Origin of the sequence: Methanosaeta sp. UBA458, from assembly GCF_002496085.1 — an archaeon.
GTDB lineage: Archaea > Halobacteriota > Methanosarcinia > Methanotrichales > Methanotrichaceae > Methanothrix > Methanothrix soehngenii.
The window spans coordinates 1-4479 of record NZ_DAIK01000028.1 but is presented as its reverse complement, the minus strand read 5'-3'; the positions used below and the strand labels follow the sequence as shown (position 1 = coordinate 4479).

4 protein-coding genes and 2 pseudogenes are annotated in these 4479 nt (G+C 50.2%); all 6 read right to left on the bottom strand.

Annotation, left to right across the window (positions count from 1 at the left end):
- Positions 1-409 (bottom strand): annotated as a pseudogene (locus BP822_RS01855) (hypothetical protein); the annotation flags it as partial.
- A gap of 151 nt (positions 410-560) precedes the next feature.
- A complete protein-coding gene (locus BP822_RS01850) occupies positions 561-761 on the bottom strand; it encodes a CooT family nickel-binding protein (protein ID WP_013719716.1) in 201 nt (66 codons plus the stop codon).
- Positions 762-1547: an AAA family ATPase gene (locus tag BP822_RS01845; protein WP_286877592.1), complete on the bottom strand. Its 786-nt coding sequence runs from the start codon at positions 1545-1547 to the stop codon at positions 762-764.
- Positions 1544-2257 carry a DUF4198 domain-containing protein gene (locus BP822_RS01840; protein WP_286877591.1) on the bottom strand — a complete coding sequence of 238 codons (714 nt, stop codon included), beginning with the start codon at positions 2255-2257 and terminating at the stop codon, positions 1544-1546. The genes BP822_RS01845 and BP822_RS01840 overlap by 4 nt, the downstream gene beginning before the upstream one ends.
- Positions 2258-2525: 268 nt before the next feature.
- Positions 2526-3785, bottom strand: coding sequence for an ABC transporter substrate-binding protein (locus BP822_RS01835; RefSeq protein WP_286877590.1), 1260 nt, complete (start codon positions 3783-3785; stop codon positions 2526-2528).
- Positions 3786-4104: 319 nt separating this feature from the next.
- A pseudogene (locus BP822_RS01830) lies at positions 4105-4479 on the bottom strand (nucleoside recognition protein); the annotation flags it as partial.

Sequence of the window (4479 nt, the reverse complement as noted above, 5' to 3'; positions counted from 1 at the left end):
AATAATCAGGTCCAACCACAGGCAGCATCCTATCCTCCGCGCCGATGAGACGCAATAGCTGGGGACCAATATAGCCCAGTGCAGCCACGTGGTTTATGGGCTTATTGACCGTCTCCGCATCTCCGAATATATCGATGAAGGTGAGGCTGCTCTCTGTGCCATTGATTATCCTCTCGATCTGAGCGATATCCTCTTCATCGACCTCCTGATCATAATTAGCATCTGCAAGCTCTGTTGTCTCTGCCGATCCCTTCATTATATCCTTCACATATGCAATGTCCTCTTCATCGATGATGTCATCCAGATTGGCATTGCCAAAGACATCCAGCCGCACATCAAGGGCATCCGCCGGGGACACGGCGAAGAATAAGATACACAATGAGATCATCATACATCCTTTATCAATCATAATAAACACTCCAACCGATTGCAATCAAATAATATTTATGGCTATATTTGCAATACTTAGCAATCCATAAGCAATCCAGGTAAAATGAGTGAGGCGTACAAGCTCATCTCGATCGCCATTGCCATCACCCCATGCCGGATATTAATCATTTCTAATTCATCCTCTTCAGTATCATCTCCTGAGAAAGGGTATTCACCTCCTCGATAGTGGCATTCTCCACCGGTGTAATGCTGCCGAAAGCATCCATCAAGAGCACTTTTCCTTCCTTTCTCCTGGCGACGAGAATGTCTTTCGCCATCATCTGACGATCCTTTTGGTTATCGCCCAACAGATATACCGTGAATTCACACATTTATGCCTCCGAAAGCATGAACTGCTCTACCCTGACAATATCCCTCAAGGAGCTGGAATGCGGGGCATAATCGAGGAGCAATGCTCCTTTTTTGTCCGCTTCCACCACCTCCCGATCATAGCTCACAGACATTATCTGCTGAGCATTTCCATCCAGCTCTCTTTTTGCCATCTGAAGGTCCTCATCGACCTCCACCTTGTTCACCACCACTATCTGCCTCTTGACCCCCAGATCCCCAGCCAGCTTCAGGCCGTGCTTTGCCACCTCCAGGGACTTCGGGGTGGGCTCAGTGATGACGAAGGAGAGGTCGAACTCCGAGGCCAGTCCTCGGCCGAAGATCTCTACCCCGGCCTGAGAGTCCACGAAGATGAAGTCGTGCTCTTCCGGACCGGATGCCAGGTAGTTCACCAGCAGCCGGACCAGAGATATGGGTGCGCACAGACAGCCTGCGCCGCCGAAGGGTATCGTCCCCATCACAATCAGCTTCACACCATCTGCTGCCGGGATAATGAACTCATCGAGGTCCTCCTCTGTGCACTCCAATCCGTGCTCACCATGCTCCTGCTCCTCTGCCTGCGGCCCGAGCCTTTCCCAAAGATGGCTGCTATCCTTTGCCAGAGAGACGACATCGCTGAGAGGAATGCCCAGGGACATGGCCAGATTCATGCTCGGATCGCAGTCTATGACCAGCACCCTGTAGCCATCCCGAGCCAGCAGCCTGGCCAGATTGGAAAGGATGGTGGTCTTGCCCACACCACCCTTTCCTGAGAAAATTATCCGTTTCATCGGGACTCCAGAACCAGCGTATTGACAAATACGGTTTCGTCGAACTCCTCGTTCACTCTCTTCGTCCCGTCCGCATGCCTGACTAAAAACATGCATTCGCCGTCCACGTCGATGGGAATCCTTGCCACACCATTCTCGTCTGTTCTGGCGGATCCAATCTCTCGTCCCTCTTTCTTGGAGACGGCTTTGATATCTGCAGACGCTAGAGGCTTCTCTTCGTACAGGACGGAGAGCTCGATCTCCTGCCCAGAGCGGCAGAAAGGCTCTTTTGGCACTATCTCCAGAATCCCGTGCAATGGGCGGCCAATGTAGTCGCTGCCATTTCCCACAGAGATTATGGTCTTAGCCATCTGGTTGTAAGCTCCAGCATAGATCACATCCTTGAACTGGAATTTTGGACCCTGGTTGTAGCCATCCTTGGTCTGCGACCAGACGGTCGTGCCCATGTCGACGAAAGCGATGTAATGGCCGGCATTCTCTGCCTTGAACTTCATTGAATGGCGATCATCGCCCGCAGATAGAACCGCCTCTCCCCGGATTCCATCGGGAAGAAAGACAAATGGCAAAAACCTGCTGATATCAGCCACGCCATCCTGGCGCATATTGTGGCCGTAGACAAGGGACAGCTCAACATCATCATTCTCGATCTTCGATCTCTCCAGCCAGATCTCATGGCCCTGAATCATCAATGACAAATTTCTCTCTTGCATATGCTCCATTCCTCATACTAATGTGATTGATTGGGTTTATAGGGTTTGTTTATTAATAAGTTTTCCTTTATCAATAGTATTTAGTAATAATATATTAAATTGAAAAGTAAAAATGATGTTACCCCCCCCCGAGCTTTGGATTGGTCCTCCAATCAGAGAACATGGAAGGCGGAAGATCAGATCCGCAGATGCAAAGCCTCAGAGTTCAGGGAGGACTCAATTATTGCATTTTCCGCTCATTAAATCAGGAAGAGCCTTCTTGTAGCATCTAACTCATCGGAGGATAAACGAATGCCCCATGCTCCTTTAGATCGTAGTCCACATTCTGGAACCGATCGATATATTCCTGATGCACCTGTTCCGGATCGAGGTCCCCGAATAGGTCGGGATAAAGCCACTTGGCAAAGTACAGGACGCTAATATGATCTCCTGCTCCCAGGGTGTTTATGAAATAGGTCACATAGATTCTGCCATTCTTTCCTGCATTGGTCTCGCCGAATCCAGCTGTTCCCATGATCTCATCATAGCGCTCCTTCAGAACGGATTCATCATCGACCTCATAGCCACCATTCCAGGACAGTCCAATGATCGCATCCGGATTCTGTTCCAGCACCCATTCGGTCTCCACTGGGGGCAGGGTGTTCTTTGAGGAGATGCCAGCATCCACCCGGAGGCTATCGGCCAGGTCCGCAGCAATGTTTATTCCCCCGGCAAGCTCTATCGCCTCAGAGTAGCCGCTTCCCCGGACGACTGTGGTATTACCCGGCCGGTCAACGAAGACCTTCACCCTCTCACCCTCTGGAATAGTAGCTACCCTCTCAGCAACCATATCCAGATATCCATCCTTCCATTCCTGATACTCCAATGCTCTATCCACCTCATCCAGCATATAAGCGAGGGTGAAAAGAGATGGCGTCCCTTTGCTCCAGGTCTCCAGATAGACCACATCTATGTCCGACCCCATGAGTTTCTCCTCAAGATAAGGGCAGCCGGTCTTTGTGCCGATGATTATTGCATCCGGATGGAGCTTCAGGATTGCCTCCACATCGCAATCGTTTCTGTTGCCGATGGAAGCGGTCTGGATGAACTGGGGGAAGTAGGTGGGATACTTTCCAATGGCACCGGAGCTTCCCTCTGAATCCACCCCGACTACCCGCTCTTCTGCACCCAGGATGCGAATGATCTCTGCCGTATTGTCGTATACCAGAACGATCCTCTCTAAGGGATGCTTGACCCGGCTGGAATTGCCAAAGGCATCGATATAATAGATCTCGGATTCAGTCCCCTGGATGATCTGCTCAATCTGATCAATGTCATTTTCATCGACCTTGCCATCATTATTGGCATCAGAGAGGTCAGTCTTTTCATTCTCGCCATCCAGGATGCCCTGCAGATAGCTTATATCCTCTTCATCGATCAGATCATCGCCATTCGCATTGCCGAAGATATCCAGGGTGAACTCTTGGGCGGTTGCGGAGAGGATCAGCAATAATCCTAATGAGATCAATGCATAGATTGCTTTATTCACAGTCCCGTCACCTCAATTGCCAAGTCTGAACTGAAATTGACCCATCTGCTTATAAATTTGTCGATAAAAGTATGATTTATTGAGATTAATGTCTATCAAGATTTTACTTAGAGCGATAAGCAAAGGCCTTTTTAAGCCTTCTGAGAAAGATGTGCCCAGTGCCATTGCTCTCTCCGGGCAGAATCCATGGAGAGGGCGGGATGATCACTGCAGCCATCAGCTCAGCCATTCACAAAAGCGGCTCTGTAGAGCAAGGATGACGATCTCAACAGAATTGCGAAGACCGAACGTGAGGAATTGCCCAGAGAATGCTTCGTTTTTATCCCGCCAGTACCATCAATACGATCAAGACCAGCAGCCTGACCAGCACGCTGATCCCCGTGGATATCACCACTAATGACATGCCCAATCTCATCCCGAAGACTGAGGTATAGTTGGGCATAAGCGAGCGGATGGAGTAGAAGGGAAGCATGAACATGCTGCCCAGCATCAGAACTATCAGTGCCTTTACCTCGCTTATGCTACCGTTGCTGATCATCGGCCCCAAAAGGGTGATGCCCGCCTTGGGGCTGGCCACATAGATGGTCAGAGGGACTATCGTCTCTGGGGGCACTCCGAAGACCTGGGCGATGGGAAGGGCATTGACCGACTGGAGGACTCCCTTCTCGCTCAGATACAAAACGAGGAAGGTCAT